The sequence below is a fragment of the Deltaproteobacteria bacterium genome, assembly GCA_019309545.1.
Classification (GTDB): domain Bacteria; phylum Desulfobacterota; class Desulfobaccia; order Desulfobaccales; family Desulfobaccaceae; genus Desulfobacca_B.
In genome coordinates, this window is the sequence record JAFDGA010000014.1 from 1 (window position 1) to 21,917 (window position 21,917).

At 54.2% G+C, this 21,917-nt stretch carries 17 protein-coding genes and 4 tRNA genes; 12 read left to right on the forward strand and 9 right to left on the reverse strand.

The features are described 5' to 3' along the window. Window position 1 precedes the first annotated feature (1 nt). The 5 genes from tuf to JRG72_06230 all read right to left on the reverse strand — a co-directional run bounded on the left by tuf (window position 2) and on the right by JRG72_06230 (window position 1,709). Window positions 2–1,195: an elongation factor Tu gene (gene tuf / locus JRG72_06210; protein ID MBW2134813.1), complete on the reverse strand. Its 1,194-nt coding sequence runs from the start codon at window positions 1,193–1,195 to the stop codon at window positions 2–4. Between the two features lie 29 nt (window positions 1,196–1,224). Next, a tRNA-Thr gene (locus JRG72_06215) sits at window positions 1,225–1,301 on the reverse strand. A 6-nt stretch (window positions 1,302–1,307) separates the two neighbouring features. Then, window positions 1,308–1,384: transfer RNA gene (locus JRG72_06220), tRNA-Gly, on the reverse strand. Window positions 1,385–1,484: 100 nt separating this feature from the next. After that, a tRNA-Tyr gene (locus tag JRG72_06225) sits at window positions 1,485–1,569 on the reverse strand. Between the two features lie 65 nt (window positions 1,570–1,634). Continuing rightward, window positions 1,635–1,709: transfer RNA gene (locus JRG72_06230), tRNA-Thr, on the reverse strand. 254 nt (window positions 1,710–1,963) lie between these two features. Between JRG72_06230 and JRG72_06235 the strand changes: the two genes are divergently transcribed. After that, entirely contained in the window at window positions 1,964–2,812 is an 849-nt protein-coding gene (locus JRG72_06235; GenBank protein MBW2134814.1) for a carbon-nitrogen hydrolase family protein, read from the forward strand. Between the two features lie 81 nt (window positions 2,813–2,893). On the opposite strand, the gene JRG72_06240 is transcribed toward JRG72_06235, so the two are convergent. Next, window positions 2,894–3,280 (reverse strand): TraR/DksA C4-type zinc finger protein, encoded by a 387-nt coding sequence (locus JRG72_06240; GenBank protein MBW2134815.1) that lies wholly within the window; start codon window positions 3,278–3,280, stop codon window positions 2,894–2,896. A 54-nt stretch (window positions 3,281–3,334) separates the two neighbouring features. Then, window positions 3,335–4,639, reverse strand: a complete 1,305-nt coding sequence (locus JRG72_06245; GenBank protein MBW2134816.1) for a sigma-70 family RNA polymerase sigma factor — start codon at window positions 4,637–4,639, stop codon at window positions 3,335–3,337. Between the two features lie 522 nt (window positions 4,640–5,161). On the opposite strand from JRG72_06245, the gene JRG72_06250 reads away from it, so the two are divergent. Together JRG72_06250 and JRG72_06255 are read left to right on the forward strand one after the other, a co-directional pair. Continuing rightward, on the forward strand, window positions 5,162–6,172 hold the full coding sequence (locus JRG72_06250; GenBank protein ID MBW2134817.1) for a 3'-5' exoribonuclease YhaM family protein: 1,011 nt from the start codon (window positions 5,162–5,164) through the stop codon (window positions 6,170–6,172). 240 nt (window positions 6,173–6,412) lie between these two features. Further along, window positions 6,413–6,892 (forward strand): universal stress protein, encoded by a 480-nt coding sequence (locus JRG72_06255; GenBank protein MBW2134818.1) that lies wholly within the window; start codon window positions 6,413–6,415, stop codon window positions 6,890–6,892. Window positions 6,893–7,155: 263 nt separating this feature from the next. On the opposite strand, the gene JRG72_06260 is transcribed toward JRG72_06255, so the two are convergent. Together JRG72_06260 and JRG72_06265 are read right to left on the reverse strand one after the other, a co-directional pair. Beyond that, window positions 7,156–9,057 (reverse strand): aconitate hydratase, encoded by a 1,902-nt coding sequence (locus JRG72_06260; protein ID MBW2134819.1) that lies wholly within the window; start codon window positions 9,055–9,057, stop codon window positions 7,156–7,158. A gap of 142 nt (window positions 9,058–9,199) precedes the next feature. Then, window positions 9,200–9,892, reverse strand: coding sequence for a glycerophosphodiester phosphodiesterase (locus JRG72_06265; protein ID MBW2134820.1), 693 nt, complete (start codon window positions 9,890–9,892; stop codon window positions 9,200–9,202). A gap of 209 nt (window positions 9,893–10,101) precedes the next feature. Between JRG72_06265 and tolQ the strand changes: the two genes are divergently transcribed. The 9 genes from tolQ (at window position 10,102) to JRG72_06310 (ending at window position 21,755) form a co-directional block, all read left to right on the forward strand. Further along, the gene (tolQ, locus tag JRG72_06270; protein MBW2134821.1) at window positions 10,102–10,914 is read left to right on the forward strand and encodes a protein TolQ; all 813 of its coding nucleotides are present in this window, start codon (window positions 10,102–10,104) and stop codon (window positions 10,912–10,914) included. Beyond that, window positions 10,895–11,317: a protein TolR gene (gene tolR, locus JRG72_06275; GenBank protein ID MBW2134822.1), complete on the forward strand. Its 423-nt coding sequence runs from the start codon at window positions 10,895–10,897 to the stop codon at window positions 11,315–11,317. The genes tolQ and tolR overlap by 20 nt, the downstream gene beginning before the upstream one ends. Next, complete coding sequence (locus JRG72_06280) at window positions 11,314–12,756, forward strand: TonB C-terminal domain-containing protein (protein ID MBW2134823.1); 1,443 nt, start codon at window positions 11,314–11,316, stop codon at window positions 12,754–12,756. The genes tolR and JRG72_06280 overlap by 4 nt, the downstream gene beginning before the upstream one ends. Continuing rightward, window positions 12,753–14,078 carry a PD40 domain-containing protein gene (locus JRG72_06285; protein MBW2134824.1) on the forward strand — a complete coding sequence of 442 codons (1,326 nt, stop codon included), beginning with the start codon at window positions 12,753–12,755 and terminating at the stop codon, window positions 14,076–14,078. The genes JRG72_06280 and JRG72_06285 overlap by 4 nt, the downstream gene beginning before the upstream one ends. 91 nt (window positions 14,079–14,169) lie before the next feature. After that, window positions 14,170–14,742, forward strand: a complete 573-nt coding sequence (gene pal, locus JRG72_06290) for a peptidoglycan-associated lipoprotein Pal (protein MBW2134825.1) — start codon at window positions 14,170–14,172, stop codon at window positions 14,740–14,742. Window positions 14,743–14,863: 121 nt separating this feature from the next. Next, complete coding sequence (gene ybgF / locus JRG72_06295) at window positions 14,864–15,817, forward strand: tol-pal system protein YbgF (protein MBW2134826.1); 954 nt, start codon at window positions 14,864–14,866, stop codon at window positions 15,815–15,817. A 3-nt stretch (window positions 15,818–15,820) separates the two neighbouring features. After that, a complete protein-coding gene (locus tag JRG72_06300) occupies window positions 15,821–17,710 on the forward strand; it encodes a SurA N-terminal domain-containing protein (GenBank protein MBW2134827.1) in 1,890 nt (629 codons plus the stop codon). Between the two features lie 368 nt (window positions 17,711–18,078). After that, window positions 18,079–19,083 carry a type I glyceraldehyde-3-phosphate dehydrogenase gene (gene gap / locus JRG72_06305; GenBank protein MBW2134828.1) on the forward strand — a complete coding sequence of 335 codons (1,005 nt, stop codon included), beginning with the start codon at window positions 18,079–18,081 and terminating at the stop codon, window positions 19,081–19,083. A 164-nt stretch (window positions 19,084–19,247) separates the two neighbouring features. Further along, complete coding sequence (locus tag JRG72_06310) at window positions 19,248–21,755, forward strand: plasma-membrane proton-efflux P-type ATPase (GenBank protein ID MBW2134829.1); 2,508 nt, start codon at window positions 19,248–19,250, stop codon at window positions 21,753–21,755. Window positions 21,756–21,917 lie beyond the last annotated feature (162 nt).

Genomic DNA, 21,917 nt, shown 5'->3' on the forward strand with positions numbered 1-21,917 from the left:
GTTATTCAATAATCTGGCTGACCACGCCGGCGCCCACGGTGCGGCCCCCTTCCCGGATGGCAAAGCGCAGCTCCTTCTCCAGGGCAATGGGGGTGATCAGGCTGACCTCCAGGGAAACATTGTCCCCCGGCATCACCATCTCCACCCCTTCCGGCAGGGTCACCACCCCGGTGACGTCGGTGGTGCGAAAGTAAAACTGCGGCCGATAACCATTGAAAAACGGCGTATGCCGCCCGCCTTCCTCCTTGGTCAGAATATAGACCTCGCACTTGAACTTGGTGTGCGGCGTGATCGACCCCGGCTTGGCCACTACCTGGCCCCGCTCCACCTCATCCTTCTTGGTGCCCCGGAGCAGCACGCCAATATTGTCCCCCGCCTGACCCTGGTCCAGGGTCTTGCGGAACATCTCCACCCCAGTGCACACCGTCTTGAAGGTGGGCCGAAAACCGACAATCTCAATCTCTTCCCCCACCCGGATGATGCCCCGCTCCACCCGACCGGTGACCACCGTGCCCCGACCGGAAATCGAAAACACATCCTCAATGGGCATCAAAAAGGGCTTGTCAATGTCCCGCACCGGCTCCGGAATATAGCTGTCCACCGCCTCCATCAACTCAAAAACACAGCGGGCCTCCGGCGAATCCGGATCATCGCTCTCCAAAGCCTTCAGGGCCGAACCCTTGATGATCGGAATCTCATCCCCCGGAAAATCATACTTGGACAACAACTCCCGCAACTCCAACTCCACCAGCTCAATCAGCTCCGGGTCATCCACCATGTCGGTCTTGTTCAAAAACACCACAATGCTGGGCACACCCACCTGCCGGGCCAACAAGATGTGCTCCCGGGTCTGCGGCATGGGGCCGTCATCCGCCCCCACCACCAAAATGGCCCCGTCCATCTGGGCCGCCCCGGTGATCATGTTCTTGATATAGTCCGCATGCCCCGGACAGTCCACATGCGCATAATGCCGCTTGTCGGTCTCATACTCCACATGCGCCGTGGCAATGGTAATCCCCCGCTCCTTCTCCTCCGGCGCCTTGTCAATCTGGTCAAAGGGAATATACTCCGCCATCCCCTTGCGGGCCAAATGCTTGGTGATCGCCGAGGTCAAGGTCGTCTTGCCATGATCAATATGTCCAATGGTCCCCACATTCACATGCGGCTTCTTGCGCTCAAACTTCTTCTTGGCCATCCGGGATTAACTATCTCACCATATCGCTCTGGAGCCCACGACCGGGATCGAACCGGTGAACCTCTTCCTTACCAAGGAAGTGCTCTACCTACTGAGCTACGTGGGCCCTACCTGGAGCGGGAAACGGGACTCGAACCCGCAACCCTCAGCTTGGAAGGCTGATGCTCTGGCCAATTGAGCTATTCCCGCCCTAATGCCAAGGATTGGAAGGGGCCAGATTGATTTCAGGCATCGTTGAAGATGTTTTCCCCCTGTCTCGAAACCCCAATCTCCCTGCTGTAAAATTTTATGGTGGAGAGGGGAGGATTCGAACCTCCGAAGGCATCGCCGACAGATTTACAGTCTGTTCCCTTTGGCCGCTCGGGAACCTCTCCACTGTATATGGCCTGGGCGCCCCAGACCGTCTCCACCTGGTTTGTTCAAATTCTCGGAGTTGCTATGGAGCTGGCGATGGGATTCGAACCCGCAACCTGCTGATTACAAATCAGCTGCTCTACCATTGAGCTACGCCAGCCCGGAACCCCATCGTGCCCAATAATCCAGGCACTAAAATGTATCTTTATATATTTAAATAAGATTAGCAAATCTGTCAAGATTTTTTTAGCAGGATTATTATATCCCAACTTGCCCTCCGCCAGCTGCGGGCAAAATAATCCGCAGATCTCCGGCAGCACCGGTTAGATGCACATTTTCAGCTTCCGTTTCCACGGTTATTCATTGTATAATCCATCCTCAGGCAGCAGCCCAGATAGCTAAGGGAGTAGTTAAATGTGGGTAGCCCTCGTGCAGATGCACAGCACCACCGACATAGAGCACAATCGGCTTCGGGCTCGCCAACTGATCCAGGAAGCCGCCCGCCGAGGGGCCCGGCTGGTGGCTCTGCCGGAGCACTTTGCCTATTTAGGACCAAGAGAGGAAGAAAACCTGCCCACGGCCCAACCCCTGGACGGCCCTTTAGTGCAGGAATTCCGACAACTGGCGGCGGAACTGGGGATTTATCTGTTGCTGGGCACCTTTCCAGAGATAGCGGCGCCAGGGCCTAAACCTTACAATACTTCAGTGTTGCTCGGTCCTCAGGGAAATCTGCTGGCCTATTATCGAAAAATCCATCTCTTTGATATTACCCTGCCGGGCCGGACGACTTATCAGGAATCCCGTTATGTTCAGTCCGGCCAGAAGGTGGTCACCGCGTCCCTCTCCGAAGAAGCTTTTACCATCGGGTTGGCCATTTGCTATGATTTAAGATTCCCGGAGCTATTCCGCTTCCTGGTAGACCAAGGGGCTGAGGTTATCATCCTGCCTGCGGCCTTTACCTTACACACCGGCAAGGATCACTGGGAGGTCCTGCTTAGGGCCCGAGCCATTGAAAATCAGGTATATATCCTGGCCCCGGCCCAGTTTGGCCAGCATGGGCCCCAACGGGAAAGCTATGGTCGCTCCATGGTGGTCGATCCCTGGGGTCTGATGTTAGCCCAGGCCCCGGATGGGGAAGGGGTGATTTACGCCTGGTTAGAGCGGGAACGATTACAGCGGGTGCGGGCTCACCTCCCCTCCCTGCAACATCGGCGGTTACCAGTCGCCGGTCTGGAGGCCAGTACCGTTAAACCCCGGCCTTAATATCCTTTAATTTTCGGCCGACTCCTAAAAATATTTGATGCTTATCGATTCGGGCCGCATTGCCTTCTACTCGGGATAGGGTCAGCGCCCCCCGGCCTTGGCAATCTTTTCCCGCTGCGACTGACACTCCCGACACAAGGAAGTCTGGGGCATGATTTCCAGCCGCCGGGGTTCAATGGGTGCGCCACAGTCTTCGCAGAAACCATAGGTGCCATTATCCATCCGAATTAAGGCTTCTTCGATGGCCATAAGTTCCTGGCGTTTGGGTTCGATAAGGGAAAATTGGGTCTCTTCCAGGAGGTTGGCCAAGGCCTGATCTTCGTTATCCCGGACAGTAGACAGGAGATCCTGGTAGCTTTCTCCTAAACCAGTCTTGATCTGGGTCTTGACCTCTTGCCATAATTTGCGTTTGCGCTCCAGCAGACGCTCCCGCAATTCCGTCAGCTTCTGGGGGTCCCTAACTGTCATGATCATTTCTCCAATAAGCGGATAAATCAGGCAGTTTAAGTTCTGTTCCCGCGGTTATTCCAGAAAGTCCTCCAGCGTTGACTTGCGGGTAGGATGCTTTAGCCGTTTCAGAGCCTTTTTTTCAATCTGGCGAATACGTTCCCGAGAAACCTTAAACTCCCGACCGATTTCCTCCAGGGTATGTTCCACCTCGGCCCCGATGCCGAACCGCATCTTCATGATCTTCTCTTCGCGGGGAGTTAAAGTAGCAAGAATGGCATCGGTCTTTTCGCCCAGCTCGGAGCTGACTATGGCTTCATGAGGAGAAATGGCCTGATCATTGCGGATGAAATCCCCCAGCCGATCCCCTTCATCGCCCACCGGGGTTTCCAAGGAAATAGGTTCGTCGGAGAGATTGGTGACTACCAGAATTTTGTCCTCCGGCACCCCGGAACGCTCGGAAATCTCCTTGAGCAAAGGTTCTCGTCCCAACTCCTTAAGCAGATCATAGAAAGCTCGATAGCAGCGGTTGCGGATTTCCTGTAGGTGGACCGGAATCCGGATAGTACGGGTCTTGTCATAGATCGCCCGGGTAATAGTCTGCCGGATCCACCAGGAGGCAAAGGTGCTCAAGCGGTAGCCAGTGGTATAATCATATCGGGTGACGGCCTTCATCAACCCCAGATTCCCTTCCTGGATCAGATCTGAAAAGCTCAATCCCCGGTGTAAATATTTTTTGGCAATGCTCACCACCAGCCGCAGGTTGGCCTTGATCATCTCATCCCTGGCTTTGGTGACCTCTTTTTCCTTTTCTTTAATCTCCTTGGCCAGTTGCTTAACTTCCCCCGCCTCCGGATGGCGGCGTTGGACCTGTTTTAGGGTCTGATGGATAAAACGGAATAATTTCTCCTTGGCCTGGGCCGTCTTCTCTCCATTCTGAAACCACTCCTCTACCTTTTGTCGCAGGTATTGCATCTCCTCCAGGTCAGACTTGCTGGCATAAACCATCTTCAGAATGCTCTCCTGGCCATTCTTGATGATTTTCCCTAATTTTTTCTCTTCCTCGGGAGTCAAGACCGAATAGCGCAGCATCTCCCGAAAATAAGCCGCAACAATGCCCTCTTGTTCGGGAACCTCTTCGGATTCCGCAGGCTCCTCGGCCTCGGCAGCCTCTTCGGGCAGTTCTACTTCGCCGTAGCCGACTTCTTCTAAACTATCAACCACCTCGATTTCTTCTTCCTGCAAAGTATCAAATACTTCCTTGATTTGAATGGGATCAACCATTTCCGCCGGTAAAATCTCATTAAGGTGGTCATAGGTCACATAACCACCTTTTTCTTTACCCAAATTGATAAGTTTGTTGATATAATCACTCTCCATAGGAGATTCCCCTTGATGCGGTAAACATTTCCGCCCTTAGGTAAATGCAAAAATTACCAATCTATAAATATTAACATAGAGAATTTTATTTAGCAAGTCCTTGGGGCTTTTTTAAATTTTTTCCTAAGGCTTCCCTTTTATTTTTTGTTTTGCGCTTATTCTCCTCAGCCTTCTGCTCCGGGGTCTGGGTCGATCCACCAGCCCCATCCCTTGAGGATCACTCAGATATGATTCAACCCCTTATTTTAATGGAGAAAGATTATTTACGGGTTGTTATAAAAACCGCCTGGCATAGTCCTATAATAAAAATATCGGTTCATAATGTTTAAAAACTAATTATCTCCGGTAAAGTTGTCAAGCTAAGCTAATTCCTTATTATTAAAAATAATTCCCCTTGCTGAGTCGAGGCTTTTGGCTTAAAATCAACTAGCTCTGGGGGGCAACTAGACCCCGCCAAGGAAATTTTTCCCCATAGCCCCAAGAATTAGGCCCGGCGTAAGGTAATATAAGGGAGACTATTCGATGTCGCACCAGTTGATTAAAGACCTCCGGGAGGGAGATCTGGTCCAGCAATTTTTTATCCTGCGGCAGGTCGAATCACGCCTGACCCGGAACGGGGAGCCTTATCTGGCCCTCCTGTTGGGTGACCGCAGTGGCTTTTTGAAAGGCAAGGTCTGGTCGGATGTATTGGAAAGGTATGCCGAGCCTTTTACCCAGGGGGATTATGTGGCCGTCAAGGGGCGAGTCAATTCTTTCAATAATGAACTGCAGCTAACCGTGCAAGCCATTATGACCGTAGACCGCCTCCGCCAGCTCAAAAAGGAGGTCAAAGACTTTGATCCTACCTTACTGATTCTATCTAGCCCCTATGATCTGGACCAGATGTGGCAGGAGTTGTTGAATCTGGCCGCCGAGCATTTGGAATCTCCGCTGAAGGAACTGGTGCTGGGTCTGCTCAAGAAGCACGCCGAGACTTTTAAGGTCTGCCCGGCGGCCCGACTCTATCACCATGCCTATTTGGGGGGATTGTTGGAACACACCTGGTTCCTGGCCCGCATGGCTTTGCAAGCCACCGCGATTTATGCGCACCTCAACCGCAATCTGGTGCTGGCCGGAATCATCCTGCACGATATTGGTAAAGTTAAAGAAATCACCACCCCCCATGCGCCGGAATATTCTATTTCCGGGCAATTATTAGGGCATATTATCCTGGGCCTGGAAATGGTGCGGGAGGAAGCCGCGGCCCAGGACTTTCCAGACCCCCACCTGCTGCTGCAATTAGAGCATATTATCGTCTCCCATCACGGCTACCATGAGTTTGGCTCCCCGGTGCTACCCAAGACCCGGGAAGCGCTGCTGGTATATTATCTGGACGATCTGGATGCCAAATTGAAAATGATGGACCAGCACCTTGAAGTCGACAGCGGGGACCGTGATTTTACCAGTTATAACCGTCTATTGCAGCGCCAGCTATATAAGGCCCTGGAATATCCCGAAACCGCCCCCGCAGACCCTGGCCTCGCCGAGGATTAGTTTTAAATCTTGGCAATTTTGCCATTGACAGAAGCATAAATAGTTATTAATTTAACAAAAATAGAATTGAAAGGAAATCAGTCCAAAAATACCGATGTTGGCTAGCGGAGTTGAGGTAAAGAGTCTCTTTCATCATCAGGCGAGGTCAGCGTCAGGGAATCCAACCTGGTGCTTTTGTTAGTTGAAAATGCGCAACCGATAATTTCAGAAATCACTAACTATTAAAGTCAGGAGGATTTCATGTTTAAGAAGATCTTGGTTCCACTGGACGGTTCGGAATTGGCGGCAAAGATCTTGCCTCAAGTGGAGGAGTTGGCCAAAACCTGTCAAGCCCAGGTCACTTTATTGACGGTGGGCAGTACCGGAGTTTTGGGTGTGGAAGGAATGCCCAGCCCCGAGGTGTTTAAGGATGCTGCCGCCCAAGAAAAGCGGGTCTCGGAAAGGTACCTCGAAAAGATGGCCAATGATATGAAGGGCAAAGGTCTGGAGGTCAACTGGGCCTATGTTGAAGGCATGCCGGCCCAACAGATCATTGCTTATGCCAAGGATAACAATATGGACCTGATCGCCCTGGCCACCCACGGCCGCGGCGAAGTCGCCTGGGTGATTGGTAGCGTGGCCGAAAAGGTGGTCAGCCACGCCACTGTGCCGGTGTTGTTGCTACGGGTAATCGAATTTAAGCCACCGGCCCTGAAAGAGGCATATTTCCTGGGTGCCTAAGGTAGGAGCGGTTAATCTCTGGGCTGGCCACCTAAGATTTAGGCCCAGAACTGAGAATTGAAGAGTACATAACAGTTAGTAATCAGCCGGAAATCTTGAAGATTAGGGGCGCAATTTATTGCGCCCTGAATTTTTTCTGTAAAACCAATCGCTTCCCTGGTCTGCCAGTAAGCGTAAATTGCCCCGCCAAGCAGACAGCCTGGCTTTCCTCAAATCAGCCCCTTGAGGCTGGGATAGGGTTCTAAGGTTTTATTTCTTGGCAGTTAGTGGCCGTGCCTTTTCTGATATTCTTCCCGGGTCCGGTTGAGCAACCCCCCAGCCGCCACAATCTGCCGGTGACGGTCAGAAAGCTTGACCCGCACCCAGATAGTCTCATCATTGACCTCGACCGGCAGGCGCTCCTCTCCAGCCAGCAACCGACGCCGGACGTCCGGGAGTCGCATGCGAGCCCCAGCGGTTAGCTGATCGTAATCCTCGGGGTTTTCGAAGATCAAGGGCAGAATGCCGAAATTAATCAGATTGGCCTGATGGATGCGGGCGAAACTCTTGGCCAGTTTGACTCGCACGCCCAGGTAGCGGGGAGCCAGGGCGGCGTGTTCCCGGCTGGAACCCTGGCCATAATTCTCCCCGCCGATGATCACCCCCTCCCCTTTCTGTCGGGCCCGCCGGGAAAAATCCGCATCCACGGCGGCAAAGACATATTCGCTGATCCCCGGGATATTACTGCGTAACGGTAAGATCTGGCTGCCGGCCGGCATGATGTGGTCGGTGGTAATATTATCCCCGACTTTCAAAAGAATTTCGCCTTCCCAGCTTTCCGGCAAGGGGGTTAGTTCGGGGAAGGGCTTTATATTGGGCCCGCGGACGATCTCGCCCGGCGGAGCTTCGGAACTGGCGGTCTGAATATGACTATTGTCGACCAGATAGCGACGGGGCCGCGCCACCCGAGGATAATCCCCCAAGCGGCGAGGATCAACGATCTCCCCATAAATTGCCGCAGCTACTGCGGTTTCTGGACTGGCCAGATAGACTTGGTCATCCTTGGTACCGCTGCGGCCCGGGAAATTGCGCGGGAAAGTGCGGATCGATACTGTCCCCGTGGCCGGAGCCTGGCCCATGCCAATGCAGCCCAGACACCCGGGTTGGTGAATCCGGGCCCCGGCCTGGAGCAAAGTAACCAGACCCCCCGCCAACGCGACATTTTCCAGCACCTGTCTGGAGCCTGGATTGATTTCCAGACTCACCCGGGGGTGCACCTGTCGGTCTTCCAAGGCCCGGGCCACCACCATCAGGTCCCGATAGGAAGAGTTGCTGCAGGAACCAATGATCACCTGGTGCACCGGGGTACCCTCGACTTCCCGGACTTCCTTGACATTATCCGGGGAAGAGGGGCAGGCAATCCGGGCGGAGAGGCTTTCCAGGTCCAGATCCAGGATGGTGCCGAAGCCTTTGGTGCCCCTGGCCTTGAGCGGACGGAAACTCTCGACCCGGTCCTGGAGAGCTAGAAACCGCTTAGTTTGACTGTCGGCCGGAAACACCGAGGTGGTAGCGCCCAATTCTGCTCCCATGTTGGCAATCGTGGCCCGGTCACTGACGGTCAGATTCTTCACTCCAGGGCCAAAATATTCCAGGATTTTCCCTACTCCGCCCTTAACGCTCAGGCGGCGCAGCAATTCCAGAATGATGTCCTTGGCGGAAACCCAGGGAGGCAGATGGCCGCTCAGGTGGATACCCACGATCTCGGGCATGATGAGATAGAACGGTTGGCCAGCCATGGCCAGGGCCACATCCAGGCCCCCGGCCCCCAGGGCCAGCATCCCCGCCCCGCCGGCCGTGGGGGTATGGCTATCCGAGCCCAACAGAGTCTGGCCCGGGACGCTAAACTGCTCCAGATGTACCTGGTGACAGATGCCGTTGCCGGGCGGCGAAAAGTTGATCCCGTAGCAAGCTGCGATGGATTGCAAGAAGCGGTGGTCATCGGCATTCTTAAAATCAGTCTGGAGCAGGTTATGATCAACATAACTCACCGAAACCTTGGTACGCACCTGGGGCACGCCCAAGGATTCAAACTCCAGATACGCCAGGGTCCCGGTAGCATCTTGGGTCAGGGTCTGGTCGATGCTTATGGCGATCTCCTCACCGGCGGCCAGTTGGCCGGAGACCAAATGTCAACCGCCAGTTACCCTCTGGTCCATATTCAGGCCGCCCAAAACTTGGCTCAAATCCATAACTGGAATCGGCGGTTTTTATTATCCGGAAGAAAGCCGGAAGTCTCCATTTGCCAGTTGCGGGAGTCGAAAAATCACCTCAACCCCGATGGGTTTTTAAATACTCGATTAAGACATCGGGGCGATTACTGCCGATGCCGTCAAGTTCCAGGTCTAAAAAGGGCTTTAATAATTCAATGGTATCGATATTCCAGATAAAGACCATAAGACCGGCGCGCTTGGCGGTCTGCACCAGGTCTTGGCTGACAAAAGCATAATTGAGGACTAGAGCCTCGGCCCCGGCGCCGCGGGCCATGGCCACCGGATCAACCGGATGGCCGACCAACAGGACTCCGGTTCTGATCTTTGGCTCAAGCTCTCGCAAAGCCTTGACCGCAGGGTGCCAGAAAGAGATGGCATGGGCGTCGTCGAACAGATTATGCACCTGGAAAAATTTCGCCAGCGGAGCCACCGCGTCCGGCTGCTTCAACTCCACCACTAAATGGGCTCGGCTCCGCACCAGGTCAACGACTTCTTCAAGGGCTGGAATGCGCTCTCCCTGCCCGGCATCCAGGCGCTGCAGTTCGTCCCAGGTTAAATCCTTGACCCGGCCGCGGCCATTGGTAGTGCGATCCACGGTCTCGTCGTGGATCACCGCCAGACGGCCATCCCGGCTCAGTTGAACATCAATCTCCACCGCTTCCACACCCATTTCCAGGGCCCTGCGGATTGACCGTAAGGTATTTTCCGGTTCATAGGCCGGTGCGCCCCGATGCCCCATAATGCGAACCATCTTCACCTCCTCAAGTTTATGCCTGGAATTTTCTCCATGTCCGGATTGTCCTGTCAAGCTTTTTATGAGTCTGGAGTAGATAATGGAATTTTGATTCCCTTGAGATGACGATTATGATTAAATTCTGGAAGGCGGCCCCAAACCCAAGCGGCCCGCAAATCCGGCTTGACAAAACCTGGACAGAGACATAAAATTAGGCGATAAAATATATGGATATCTCTATATTTTTCCCTTTGATCAGCTCTACCCTAACGAGCGCGGTGGCTGCCGCCAGTACCTCGGATTTGGATATTCTGCCCATTGTTCAGGCAGCTGGCCCCATGGTCAAGGGGGTTATGTTGGTCCTGCTGTTTTTTTCCATAGTCTGCTGGGCCATTATTTTTGCCAAACTGGTCCTGTTGACCCGGGCCAAAAAGCAGACCATGGAGTTTCTAGAGATTTTCTGGAGCGCCAAAAATCTGTCCACGGCTTACCATGATACCCGGCATTTGCGGGCTTCGCCGGTGGCCGAAATCTATCGTTTGGGTTATATTGAACTGGGCAAATTACGGCAGACCAAGACTACCTTGGATAATCCGGGCCACGAGACTCAGGCCTCGGTCTCCCTGCGGGCCGGCTTAGACAATGTCAGCCGAGCCTTGCGACGGGCGATAAGTGCCGAGACCACCCGGCTGTCGCGGGCCCTGACCTTTTTGGCTACTACTGGCAACACCGCCCCCTTTATCGGGCTGTTCGGCACTGTCTGGGGAATTATGAACGCCTTCCGGGGCATCAGCCTTAAAGGCAGCGCCACCCTGAGCATGGTTGCCCCGGGGATTGCCGAAGCCCTGATTGCCACCGCGGCGGGGTTGGCGGCAGCCATCCCGGCGGTAATTGCCTATAACTATTTCCTTAGCAAAGTCAGGGTCTTGGAAGCCGAAATGGGCAACTTTGCCGCTGATTTACTCAATATTATTGAGCGGGATCTACTGCGTCGGGTCCAGCCCCGGGAAGCACAGGGTCATGGCCGCAGCGAGCTTTAATAACAATAAAGAGCCCATGGCCGATATCAATGTCACCCCTTTGGTGGACGTGATGTTGGTATTATTGATTATTTTTATGGTCACCGCACCGATGATGACCCAAGGGGTGGATGTCAATCTGCCCCAGACTACGGCCGGACCGCTGGAGGCCAAAAAGCCGCCGGTAATCGTTTCTATCACCCCCGGCGGGGAAATCTATATCAATGAACAGCGGGGAGAACTCGCTACCCTGGGTGCCGCCATTGCCCAGGAGGAAAAGCTTCATGGCCCGGGGCCAGTTTACCTGAAGGCGGATCGCACCGTGCCATACGGCCTGGTAGTTCAGGTGATGGGCCGCCTTAAAGCCGCGGGAGTGGAAAAACTGGGCATGGTAACCGAATCACCGGTAGAAAAGTCGGAATGATGGACATTAAGTGGAAAAGAGGGGCCATCGAACCCCAGACCCCCAAAGAACGTTTGGGAGTGATGCTGTTAGTGTCCCTGGTCTGTCATCTGGCCCTGTTTGCGGTGGTGCTATACCTAAAGCCGTTTGCCAGACACTGGCCGGAAGTAACTCCCACATATACCGTAGATCTGGTGAATCTGCCTCTGCCGGGCCCACCCAACCCCGAGGCAGAAACAGTCCCGGCATTGCCCCTCGGTCCCAGTGCAATTAAAGCCCCGAAACCAGTACCTCAGGAGCAGGGGCCAGCACCGGAAACCAAGTCTATAAAAAAGCTTGCCCCGTCAGCCCCTGAACTCCCGGCGAAGTCAGCCCCAAAATCGGCAGTGGAAAGCCCTCGGCCCACTTTAACCAAACCGGATCGACCCGCGCCTCAGGTACCTTTAGCGGAAGCCAAAAAAACGCCGGCAGTAAAACCTACTCCGGCCCCCAGCCCGCCCGCGGTCCAAAAGTCCGAGGCCAAAAAGACGGCTCCGGTGGCCCAGATCCGGCCCGAAGTGAAGCCCTCGCATGCTGAAAATCAGAAACCAACGGCTAGTGCTAAGTCCAAAAGCGTGCCAGTACAACCGCCCGGGCCATCCCCTGCAGCCGAGGCAGTTAAACCCAAACCCCTGTCATTTCCGGAAGTTGCCAAGATCAAATCCGAAGCGCCCCAAAAAACAGTTCCAGACAAAACAGTTTCAGATACGAAGGCTAAAACCAAGAGTGCTGGTCCTTCCCCAAGCCAGGTGCGGCAGCCATCGCCTTCGGCCGCCAAGCCTGGCCCCGAGGCGGCTGGAACCGGGAATGCCGCTAAATCGGAGAGTCGGCCGCCGGCTCCCCCATCTGCAGCCGCCGCCAAGACTGGGGATAAAACCCAGGGCCAGGCCGAACCCACAGCTCCGGCTCAGGTCAAACGGAACCAGAGCATCCAAGAAGCCGTGCAAGGGGTTGAAAAAGGTCTGGCCGCTAAAGCCCGGGACCAGGCCTATCGGGATGCAGTGTCCCAGGTGGCAGCTAAACTAGAAGCCGGAAAAGTCAGGGCCCGATGGGCACTTCAGGGGACGAAACCCGGCCGCGGGGCAGGTTCAGGTCCAACCGCGGCAGGTGGGCAGGCCGGTTCCACCGCAGTGGCCCAAGCCTATACGCAGCGGGTAGCCGACCTGATCCGATCGCACTGGCAACCCCATAGTTTGCAACGCAGTAATCTCAAAGCCCTCAAGACCGTAATTGTGGTGCGGGTGATGGCGAATGGGACGGTTGCGGCTTCCTGGTTTGAACAAGAATCCGGGGACCGCCTCTATGATCAGTCGGCGATGACGGCCATTAGTCGCAGCAATCCCTTACCGGCTCTGCCCTTTGGGGTGGAACAATTGGAAATCGGCGTCACCTTTACCCCAGAATGGAAAGCCAGCTCTTGAAGCGTAGAAGCAACTACCGACTTTCCTTAACCATTGGCCTGAGTGGGCTGGTTCTGCTATTGCTGATAATCGGCGTCTGGACGGCGGCGGCCCGGGAATACATTGAAATTCAGGCCCCCTTAACTAAAAAATATACTATCGCGGTCCCTCAGCCCCAGCCCCTGCGGGAGGTTGGTGGGGCGGCGCAATTGGGCACGGAAATTGTCTCCCAGGCTGATTTCTGTCTGAAGAACTCCGGGCTGTTCACCGTCCTGGAGCAGGGCAGTTATGATTCTCAGGCCCTTAAGGGACTGACGCCCGACCCGGCCCGGCTGCATTATTTTACGCAGCTTGGCTGCCACCTGGTCATCGTCAGCGGCTTTCAAACCGAGGGCCAGCAGCTCCGGTTGGAATTGCGCCTCTTTGATCCCGGCTCCGGCCAGATGCTGCTGGGTAAACGCTATCGGGGGCCGACCAATACTGCACGGCGGATGGCCACCCAGTTTATCGAAGAGGTAATTTTTTACCTTACCGGGCAACGGGGAGGGGTACCGCGGGGCCAGATTGCCTTTATTAATGAAAACAAAAACGTCAAGGAGCTGTATGTCATTAATTTGGATAACCTTAAGTCTGAGCGCCTGACCCGGCTGCGGACCATCAGCCTGTCCCCGGCTTGGGCACCGGATGGCCAGGAGATCATCTTCTGTTCTTTTCGGCGTGGTTTCCCGGCCCTTTACGCGGTCCGGGTCGCTACCAAGGCAGTGCGCCGGCTGCAGGCCAACGGCACCTTGAACATCACCCCAGCGTGGGGGCCAGGCGGTCTGGTGGCGGCCACCCTGAATAAGGATGGCAACCAGGATATCTACCTGCTCAATTCTCGGGGAGTGATTAAGGCAAGGTTGACTAAAAGCCCAAGCATTGACCTGTCCCCCAGCTTTGCGCCCGACAGCCGTCAGATCGCCTTTGTCTCCAATCGGGGGGGCAATCCGCAGATCTATATCATGTCCACCCAGGGCGGCCAGCCCCGGCGTTTGACTTTTTCCGGGGCTTACAATGTGTCCCCGGCCTGGTCGCCGAAGGGCGATCAAATTGCCTATGCCAGCCGCCAGGGGGGGCAATTCCAGATTTTTACCATCCCGGCCCAGGGCGGGGTGGCGAAACAATTGACCCATGAAGGGAGTAACGAAAACCCCAGTTGGTCGCCAAACGGGCAGTTTATTGCCTGTAGTTCGAACCGTGGCGGACAAACGGCCATTTATCTGATCAACGTCGCCCGGGGGACTATGACCCGGCTGACGCACCTGCCGAGGCAACAGACCCAACCGGCCTGGTCGCCTAAGTAGCTTCCGGTTTTCGGTTCTCGGTTACAAATATGTTTAAGACCTGGTTCAGGGCAATAAATTAACCTCGATTATTAAAATTTAGAGAGGGACTATGACCAAGCACAGATATATTTTTGGGTGGATCCGCGTTATTCTAATAGTGGCTTTAGCATTAGCCAGCGGTTGTGCCCGAAAGACGGTAGCTCCACCCCCACCGGTGGTCGAAGATCAAGAGAGGGCTGTCATCCAGGAAGAGGAGTTGGACGCCGAAGCTGCTTGCCGGGGGCGGAGTCGCAACCAGGTAACCGCCCGGGCCCGAGCTTATGGTCCCGAAGGCATTGCATTTGAAAGCGAAGACTTGTATTTTGAGTATGATCAATATACCCTGACTCTTGAGTCCCAGGAGCTGTTAAAGAAAAAAGCGGCTTTTCTGCGCCAACACCCGGAAGTGGTGGTGACCATTGAAGGCCATTGCGACGAACGGGGCGATAGCGATTATAATCTGGGTTTGGGAGAAAGACGGGCATATAGTGCCAAGAGCTATTTGATTAACCTGGGCATTGCCCCTAATCGCCTGGCAACCGTCAGTTACGGCGAGGAACAACCAGTTGACCCTGGCCATGATGAAGACGCTTGGGCCAGAAACCGTCGGGTTCATCTGGTGATTGGCGGTCCGGAAGAATAATTTACCTCAATATGGCTCTTGGTCCCACCGGGTGAAAGGTTAGCCCGGACCGCAGCCCTAAACAATTACCAACCATTGTTTTTTAAAATACCACACACCGGATCAACATTGAGGGAATTTTATGCCAAAGACTAGACAGAAGTGTAAGCATTGGTTGCTTTTGGGGTTTTTGGCCCTGAGTCTGGGCGCCTGTGATCCGTTTCTGTATGGGGGGCGATTAGGCCGGAGTACCAATACCAACAGTGGCTTAGATCCTGAGGCGGTAACCAAAACCACTGCCATGGCGGAGCCTGCTCCGCTAAGTCCGAGCGCCGAAAAGTTGGCTGATTTAAGCAGTAGGATTGATGGCTTACAAGCCAGGCTGCAGAGGCTGGAAGGCCAGGTAGAGGAAAACCGCTATCACCTGCGTCAGCTTCAGGAGGCCCAGGTTCGGAAGCCGGAGAAGCAGCCGGAATTAGTGGCTAAAGTAGATAAAGAACCGCCGGCTAAGGAAGAACCGGCCGAGGCCCAGGAAAGCCCGAGCGCGGCTCCTGTCCCAACGCCGTCCGCGGCCCCGCCGGTCGCCCCAGTGGCACCCCAAACCCCGACAGCAAAGCCCCCTGCCCTGGCAACGGCTCCCTTGCCCCCCAAAGCGGCCCAGGGTCAAGCTGCCACTGCCAGCCCTGAAGAAACCAAGGTTTTTAAAGAGGGCATGGAGCTGTTCCGGAAAAAATCCTATAAGGCGGCCCGGCAGAAATTCAACCGGTATCTTAGTGACCACCCCAACGGCGCCAAGGCGGTGGAGGCCCGGTACTTCCTGGCTGACACCTTCTACCAGGAGCGGCAGTTGGATGAGGCGATCGTAGAATTTAACAAAGTCGTAGACCAGTATCCCAAAAGCGTGCTGGCACCCCCAGCCCTCTTAAAACAGGCCCTGGCCTTCCAGGCCCAGGGGAAGACCAAGGTTTATAACCTGATTCTGGAGAAAATAGTGGCCGACTATCCTCAGAGTGCCGCGGCCCAACAGGCCCGCAATTTAATGGGATCAGGGACTTCCCTGGCCACTTCCCCCCCTAATACGGCTAAAGGAAATTAAATTGTGCTTAGTTTAATGCGAAAATATGCCCGATCCTGGTTTATTATCCTAGCGGTGGGAATCATTGTGGTAGTATTTGTTTTTTGGGGCATCGGCGGCTTCCGGTCGGCCCGGTTTCAAAAAGTGGCTACGGTAAACGGCACCCCGATCTGGCTTCCCGCTTATATGCAGACCTATAATCAATTATTAAAGATGTATCGCGACAGATTGGGGGAAAATGCCACCGAGGACCTCCTGAAATCGCTTAACTTACGGGAGCAGGCCCTGAGGCGCTTGGTTGAGGAACAGCTCATCGTGCAAGCCGCGGAGCGCTATGGCATCATGGTGACTAACGCGGAACTGCAGGAGCACATCAAACAATACCCGATATTTCAGGATGAACAAGGGTTCAATCAACAGCGCTATCAGACTGTTCTGGCCCGTCACCACCTGTCCCCAGCCGATTTTGAGGCCCAGGAACGTCAAAGCTTGTTGATAAAAAAGGTCATTCAGCTGATTACTTCTTTTGCTAAGGTCTCAGAGGCCGAGTTGGAAGAACTCTTTCGTCTGGAGCGGGAGGCCGTCAGGGTCGATTATCTGGTGATTTCTCCCGGTCGCTATCTGGCGCAGCAGACGGCGGCAGAAGACGAGATGGCCGATTATTATAAGTCCCATCAGGAAGAATTCCGCCAGCCGGATCGGGCTCGGGTGCGCTATCTGTTCTTTCCGGACGACAAATATATGAGTCAGGTCAAACTTACCTCCCAGCAGATTGAGGATTATTATCAGGAACACCGAGACCAATTTGCCCGCCCCCACACCATCCGCCTCCGCCAGTTGGTGTTATGGGAACCGCCAGGGGCCACCAAGGCGGAGCAACAACGAATTAAGCAGCAGGCTGAAGCGATTTGGGAACGGGCTCAGGCCGGAGAAGATTTTGCCAAATTAGTAGAGACTTATTCTCAGGATAAAGCCAGCCGCGACCAAGGCGGGGATCTGGGGTATGTTACCCGGGGACAGAACCTGCCGGAATGGGAAAAAGTGGCTTTCTCGTTGCAAGAAGGTCAGGTCGGTTTAGCACACACCCCCAAAGGTTACTATATCCTCCGCCTGGAAGAAATTAAGGAAACAAAGCCCCTACCCCTGAACCAGGTCCGAGACCAGGTCGAAGAGCAGCTTAAGGAACAAGAGGCCCGGCGTCTGGCTAAGGAGAACGCCCAACAGGTAAGAGTGGAACTGGCAAGCGCGGCGATGCCCAAGGTGGCCGCCCGGCACCATCTAAACATCCAGCAAACTCCTTATATCTCCATGAATGATCCGATCCCTGAGCTGGGAAAATATTTGCACTTCAATCAGACCGCATTGAGCTTAAAACCGCGGGAAATCAGTAAGTTAGTCTCCTTCCCCCATGGTATCGCAATTCTTCAATGTCTGGAACGTCAAGAAAGCCACATCCCGCCTTTCAACCAGATACAGGATCAGGTGCGCCAAGCCGTCTTACAGCAGAAGGCCGCGGCTCGTGCCGAGCAAGAGGCCCAGAGATTGCTGGCCTGTCTGCAAAAGGGTAAGCCTTTGGACAAGGTCGCGGCCCAGGCCGGCCTGGGTCTGCGGAGCAGTGAGTTTTTCACCCGCAGGCAGGGCTTCCCAGAACAACGGCCGTCACAAGTATTATCCCTGGCAGCCTTCCTGTTATCTGCTGAGCAACCATATGTAAAAAAGCCCATATCCTGGGAAGGCAATTATTATGTGTTGGCTTTCAAGGCTCGCCGGACACCCAGTTCAGAGGAATTCCAGAAAGTCCGGGATCAGGTTTATTCTTCCGTACTGGAACAAAAACGACAGTTGCTCTTCTCCCAGTGGCTGGCCGCGGAACGACAGCAGGCAGAAATCAAAATCTACGAACTGCCGTCTTAATCAGCCAGATCTGGGGGCTTTCAGCCGGGTTGGGGTTGACACCCGGTGCTAATGCCTCTAACTTTAGGATGATTAATAATGATAAAGCAAATCATTTACTCCGAGCATTCAAAAGGTTAATCTGAGGGAAGGGCCGGGGGACCGCTGGCCCCCCGCCCTCCCTCAGGCTCCCCTCCCACCCCCCTTAAGGGATTTAGGGGAGGAGTTTTTATCTGACTCCAATGCAGTTATTGTATGAACCGAGTAATAAATGATGGGGACGGTTTTGCAAGGCCAGGATTGACCGGCAAAATTGTGGTTTTCCGGGCCTTTGGCAATTAAAATTACTTACAAAATCAAAAGCTCCATACCCAGGAAGGAGGTTCAAAATGGCAAAAGTAGCGATTAATGGTATGGGTAGAATTGGCCGGGCAGCTTTCAAGGTTATCCTGGAGACCCCCGAATTAGAATTAGTGGCCATCAATGATCTGATGCCGCTGGATAACCTGGTTTACCTCCTCAAATACGATACGGTTTACGGCCGCTATGATAAAAAAGTCGAAATCGAGGACAACCATTTAGTGGTCGACGGGAAAAAACATAGATTTTTTAGTGCCAAGGATCCGGCCCAGCTCCCCTGGAAAGAGCTGGGTATTGATATCGTCTTTGAATGCACCGGCGTCTTTACCGACCGCGATGGTCTGGCCAAACATGTGCAGGCCGGAGCCCGCTATATTATCCTGTCCGCGCCCCCTAAGGGTCCAGATGTCTGTGTCATCGTCCCCGGAGTCTGCAAACCGGCAGAGTCCGCCCATGTTATCTCCTGTGCCAGTTGCACCACTAATTGTATCTCCCCGGTAGTGGAGGTTATGGGAAGACGGATCGGCATCAAAAAGGCCATCATGACCACCATTCATGCCTATACCGCCACCCAGTCGATTGTCGACGGTCCCAACCGGCATTGGAACCGGGGTCGGGCCGGGGCTGCCAATTTTGTGCCCACCACCACCGGCGCGGCCAAGGCCACGGGTATAACCTTGCCCCAATACCAGGGCAAATTTGACGGGGTGGCGGTGCGTGGTCCAGTGCCCTGCGGTTCGCTGGCGGATATTGTCTTTGTTACCGAAAGAGAAACCACGGTCGATGAGGTCAATCGCATCTTTAAGGAGGAATCACAGAGCGCCCGCTATAAGGATATCCTGGGAGTAGCCGCAGATCCCATAGTTTCCTCTGATATTATCAAGGACCCGCACGCCTCCATAGTGGATCTGAACATGACCCAGGTGGTGGATGGCGATCTAGTCAAGGTCATGAGCTGGTATGACAATGAGTGGGGTTATACCAATCAAATGATCCGAGAAGCGGTAAGGATCTCCAAGGAGTGCCTGGCTTAATCACCCGGTCTCCTCGCAAAGCGGATAGGCTACACCAATCACCTCAGGAATGACTTTTGTAAAGTAACTCCGCATTCTTTGGATAAGAGGGAGAAGCCTTTATCAAGTTGGTGAGTTAATTAAACGTCCTTTTGCCATCCAAGAATTGGGCCAGGGTAAAGATCATGAATCCCAGCACGATCAGCGCGGAAGAGGCCAGAACCATTGCAATCGATGCATTGATGGCCAAACTAGAGGCTACCCCCGACGGACTTTCTTCGTCCGAGGCCACCAAACGGTTGCAGGAATATGGCCCCAATGAACTGGCGGAAAAAAAAGTCAGTCCCATTGCCAAGTTTTTAAGTTATTTCTGGGGGCCGATTCCCTGGATGATTGAAGTAGCGGCAATATTATCCCTGGTCGTGCGAGATTGGGATGATTTTACTATCATCGTGCTTCTGCTGGTTTTCAATGCCTCCATCGGTTTTTGGCAGGAATTCAAGGCCTCCAACGCCCTGGAGGCATTGAAGAAACAGTTAGCCCTTAAGGCACGGGTGCACCGGGACGGCAAATGGCTGGAAGTCGCTACCCGGGAATTGGTCCCGGGCGATATCATCCGTCTGCGGTTGGGAGACGTCATCCCTGCTGATGTGAAGTTGCTCGAAGGGGACTTCCTCAGCGTCGATCAATCAGCCCTGACCGGGGAATCGTTGCCGGTCAGCCTGAAGCCCGGCGACCTGGCTTATTCCGGCTCGGCCGTCAAGCAGGGAGAAATGCTGGCCCTGGTGGTCAGTACGGGCCTCAATACCTTTTTGGGCCGTACTGCCAGTCTGGTGCAGACAGCCGGGGCGGCCTCCCACTTTCAAAAAGCGGTCCTGCAAATCGGTGATTATCTGATTTATTTGAGCCTGGGACTAGTGGCGGTATTGATATTGGTCCAGTTGGAGCGCGGTGACCGGGTGTTGCAGTTGATAGAGTTTGCGCTCATTCTGACCGTGGCCTCCATCCCGGTCGCCATGCCGGCGGTGCTCTCGGTGACCATGGCAGTCGGGGCCATTGCGTTATCGAAAATGAAGGCCGTGGTCTCCAAACTGGAATCCATCGAAGAAATGGCCGGTATCGATATTTTGTGCTCAGACAAGACCGGCACCCTGACCCAGAACCGCCTGACCCTGGGCGACTCCGTCGTCTTTGGAGCCAAGGACGTGCAAGAACTGATCCTTTATGCTTCCTTGGCCTCCAAAGAGGAGGATCAGGACCCTATCGACTTGGCGATTATCGCCGGATTACCGGATAAGGCAATATTGAATAATTATACCCTAACCAAATTCGTACCCTTCGATCCGATCCATAAACGCACCGAAAGCACTATAAAAGACTCTCAGAATCAGATTTTCAAAGTAACCAAAGGTGCCCCTCAGGTGATCATGGGCCTTTGTCAAATGGTTCCGGATGATAACACCCGGGCCCAACAGGTGGTGCATGACTTGGCGGTCAAAGGTTATCGGACCCTGGGAGTAGCCTGTGCTCAGGATGAAGGTCCCTGGCAGTTTATGGGTATCCTCTCGCTGTTCGACCCGCCGCGCGAAGACTCGGCAGCAACCATTGCCAACGCCCAAAAGCATGGTATTAAGATCAAGATGGTCACCGGCGACAATGTGGCGATCGCCCAGGAGATCTCCCAGCAGTTAGGTCTGGGTACCAATATCCAGCCCGCTGACCAACTTTTCAAGGAAGGGGTGGAGGCGGCCCATCTGAGTCCGGTAGCGGAGCTGGAAATCGAGCAGGCCGACGGTTATGCTCAGGTCTTTCCAGAGCATAAATATGGCATTGTCAAGGCACTCCAGGCCGCCGGGCATATCGTCGGCATGACCGGAGACGGCGTCAATGACGCGCCGGCCATCAAACAGGCCGACGTCGGCATCGCGGTCAGCGGCGCTACGGACGCGGCCCGGGCTGCCGCCGCCCTAGTGCTGACCGCGCCCGGCCTGTCGGTAATCGTCAATGCCGTTGAAGAAGCCCGCAAGATCTTTGAGCGCATGAACAGTTACGCCATTTACCGCATCATTGAGACCATCCGCATCATGTTTTTCGTAGTGCTGGCGATGCTGGTTTATAATTTTTACCCCATCACTGCCGTTATGATCATCCTGCTGGCCTTTTTCAACGACGTCCCGATCATGACCATTGCCTCCGACAATACCATGATCGATCCCCAACCGGTAAGTTGGAAAATGCAGCGGGTGCTCACCGTGGCCACGGTCCTGGGACTCATTGGGGTGATCGAAACTTTCGGTCTGTTGATCATCGCCAAGTCCTGGCTCCACCTTAGCATTGATCAGATTCAGACCTTTATCTTCCTGAAGCTGGCGGTGGCCGGCCACTTGACGCTGTTTGTGGCCCGCACCCCGCGTATGTTTCTGACCAGACCATATCCTTCGAGTACTCTGTTGTGGTCGGCGATTATCACCAAGCTGGCCGCCACCCTGTTCGTGGTCTATCCTTTCGGGCTGATCGCGCCCATCACCTGGAGTCAGGTAGGTCTGATCTGGGCCTACTGTATTACCTGGATTTTTATCGAGGACCTGGCCAAGTTGACAGTTTATCACCATCTGGAATTGGCCGGGCCCCGGCATCGGTATTTCCTGCAGCTAGCCAAACAAAGGGTTTTGGCCTTTTCACGTTACAGTTAGACAGGACAAAGCGACTTTATCTCATGAGGTCAAAAAACTCCCCGTGGGGATTAGGATTGTGGTATAAAAAAGATATTAACCGCGATGGACAATTTAAAGGGGTAAGTTATCGCGGCAGCCGCAACTAATCCTCGAGATCGCCAGGGTTATTGGCAGGTGAAC